Here is a 2,879-nt window from a genome sequence, read left to right as displayed (position 1 = left end):
CGGCCGGTCGCGTCGGTGTGGTCGGGGTAGTAGGGCCGGATCACCTCGACGATGCCGACCACAGCCTTGCCCTCGTTCGAGTGGTAGAAGAAGCCCCGGTCGCCGACCTGCATGGCCATCAGGTGCTTCTTGGCGAGGTGGTTGCGCACGCCGTTCCAGTGCGTCCCGGCCGCGCCGGCCTCGACCTGCTGCGCCCACGACCAGGTCGCGGGCTCGGATTTGAACAGCCAGTACGCCATCACGCCGTCTCTCGAGGACCGCCCCATCGCGGCGGCACGGCCCCCATAGCGCAGCTGTCCCCGGCGCGGACAGGCCCCAACCCTTTCAAGGTGTTGGGTTGAGAGCCAGGACATGGCGTCTGGCCGGTCTGCACGGCCCTTTTCCCGGGCGCATGCAGCGTCAGCGGAATGCGACCCGGGACCCAGCACACGACAGCGCGAAGCGTCCGTCCGATCGACCTGTGCCGCTGGCGCGGCGCTTCGTTTGCTGGGTCCCGGATCTGGTTCCGCTTCGCTTCACCTGTCCGGGAAAGGGGCGCGCGTGATCTGCTCGGGAGCCCTGACCCCACGACGCGCACGGGGCCAAACACCTTGAAAGCGCTGGGACAGGCCCCTTCGGCGGCGGTTCACCGCTGGTTGCGGCCGAGCACGATCCGGCTCGCCCCCGCGAACGCCCAGGCGCAGAGCCCGCCATAGAGCATCACCCCGTCGAAGCCCCGGACCAGCGCCTGCCGGGCGATCGCGTCGGTGAGATTCGCGGCCCCGGCCACGGCAAGGTTGCCGGCGGCCACCACCTCCGCGAGGGCGTCGAGCGCCGCCCCCTGCGCCAGCGGTCCAAGGCCGGACCGGACGCCCTGGAGCAGGATGAAGCCCATCAGGGCGATGTTGACGGCCAGCGCAATCATCCGCGCGCTCATGTCCATGCCCGAGGCCATCCCGGCGCGCTCCGGGGGCAGGGCGCCCGTGGCGGTGTTGGTGACCGGCGTGTTGGTGAGGCCGAGCCCGGTGCCGGCCAGGAGGCAGCCGGGCAGCAGCGTCAGCCAGCTCGCCTGCGCGCCGGCGGCGGCCAGGCGCATCAACAGGAAGCCGGCGCCGAGGGTGAACAGGCCGAGCGGGATGACCAGGCCCGGGCCGTGGCGCAAGAGCAGCCGCTCAGCGAGCGGCGGCACCACCAGGGTCGGCAGCGTGTAGGCCAGGAGCGCGAGGCCGGCGCTCACGCTGTCGTAGCCCAGCACCGCCTGGAAATAGATCGGCAGGTAGATCACGAACGGCCAGAAGCTGAAATTCATCGCGCTCGACCCGAGCAGGGCGCCCGCGAAGCGGCGGTTCCGGAAGGCCGCGAAGTCGAACATCGGCCGCGCCGCCCGGGCCTCCACGACGACGAAGGCCACGAGGCTCACGGCGCCGGCAAGGGCCAGCAGGCTCGCCGGATCGTCCGGGCGCAGCGGCTGCCCCCGGGTGATCAGGTAGACCAGGCTGAACACCGCCAACGACAGGGTCGCGATCCCGGCGCCGTCGACGCGCCTGGCCTGAGGATCGGAGGATTCGACGATGCCGGCCCGCGCCAAGCCGAGAGTAGCCAGCGCCAGAAGGACGTGGATCAAAAAAACCCATTCCCAGCTCAAAACCGCGACGGTGACGCCGCCGACCAGCGGGCCGAAGCCGAGCCCGAAGCCGAACACGATCCCCCACCAGCCGAAGGCCGTCCCGCGCTCGGCCCCGTCCCGGAACTGGTGCGACAGCACGGCGGTCTGGCAGGCCAGCATCGCGGCGGCGCTCGCGCCCTGGAAGAACCGCGCCGCGATCAGGACCGGGGCGCTCGGCGCCAGCCCGCAGACGAGGGAGGCCGCCCCGAACGCCGCCACGCCGATCAAAAAGACGCGCCTGCGGCCGAACCGGTCGGCCAGGGTCCCCATCGCCATCAGGCAGGTGGTCATGGCCACGGTGTAGGCGTTCATGATCCACTGGAGCTGCCGGAAATCCGCCCCCAGGACCCGCTCCAGGGTCGGCAGGATCGACGGGATGCTGGAGATCTCCAGCCCCAGCATCAGCGCGGACAGGCAGACGGCCGCCAGCGCCAGGCTATTTTCGGTTTTGCGATCGGAGTGGATGAGATCCGGCCCGGCCCCGGGCAGGGAATCCGGAAGGTCTTGGAGGCCGCCAAGCTTGCTCGTCATGAGTCCGCACCTTCGAGGGTGATACGAGGACGCGACGGAACCTGGCGCGCGCTTGATCACAACACAATCGAATGGCACTCTATTTCAGTGATGACGAAACTGGATGGTGTCGGTGCTCACCCTCGACGTCGATGCGGTCCGGACCTTCGTGACGGTGGCGGATCACAGGAGCTTCACCCGCGCCGCCGAGGCGCTCGGGGTGACGCAGGGCGCGGTCAGCGTGAAGCTGCGGCGGCTGGAGGACCGGCTCGGCCAGCGGCTGATCGAGCGGACGCCCCGTCAGGTCCGGCTCTCGGCGCAGGGCGAGATCTTCATCGGCGCGGCGCGGGAATTCCTGGCCGCGCATGAGCGGGCGGTGGCGGGTCTCGCGGAGCCGCGCCGCCGCTTCCGGCTCGGGATCGCCGCCCACGTCATGGGTCCGGAGGTGCCAGGCCTGCTCGCCCGGCTGAAGTCCCTCGACCCGGCGCTGGCGATCGAGGTGCTGCTCGACAACGCCCGCCCGCTGCTCGACGGGTTCGAGGCCGGCACGCTCGACGCGCCCATCATCCGCAGCGACGACGACCGGCGCGACGGCGAGATCCTGGGGCCGGAGCATTTCGGCTGGTTCGCGGCGCCGCATTTCGAGCACCGGGCCGGCGAGAAGCTGCGCCTGGCCGCGACCTCGCCCTGCTGCTCCGTCCGGGACGTCGCCATCCAGCTCCTG

3 protein-coding genes are annotated in these 2,879 nt (G+C 70.9%); 1 reads left to right on the top strand and 2 read right to left on the bottom strand.

What is annotated here, in order from left to right; all coding sequences use genetic code 11:
* Together MKK67_RS17690 and MKK67_RS17685 are read right to left on the bottom strand one after the other, a co-directional pair.
* The coding region (locus tag MKK67_RS17690) for an EVE domain-containing protein (protein ID WP_243966518.1) at positions 1-239 on the bottom strand (239 nt) is incomplete at its 3' end.
* Between the two features lie 386 nt (positions 240-625).
* Positions 626-2,176, bottom strand: coding sequence for an MFS transporter (locus MKK67_RS17685; protein ID WP_243966516.1), 1,551 nt, complete (start codon positions 2,174-2,176; stop codon positions 626-628).
* A 103-nt stretch (positions 2,177-2,279) separates the two neighbouring features.
* Between MKK67_RS17685 and MKK67_RS17680 the strand changes: the two genes are divergently transcribed.
* Positions 2,280-2,879: LysR family transcriptional regulator (locus tag MKK67_RS17680; RefSeq protein ID WP_243966514.1), on the top strand; the 600-nt coding region annotated here is incomplete at its 3' end.

It is taken from the genome of Methylobacterium sp. J-072 (genome assembly GCF_022829425.1).
GTDB lineage: Bacteria > Pseudomonadota > Alphaproteobacteria > Rhizobiales > Beijerinckiaceae > Methylobacterium.
Note: the sequence above shows the minus strand (reverse complement) of the source record. Positions and strands in the feature narration are given on the sequence as shown.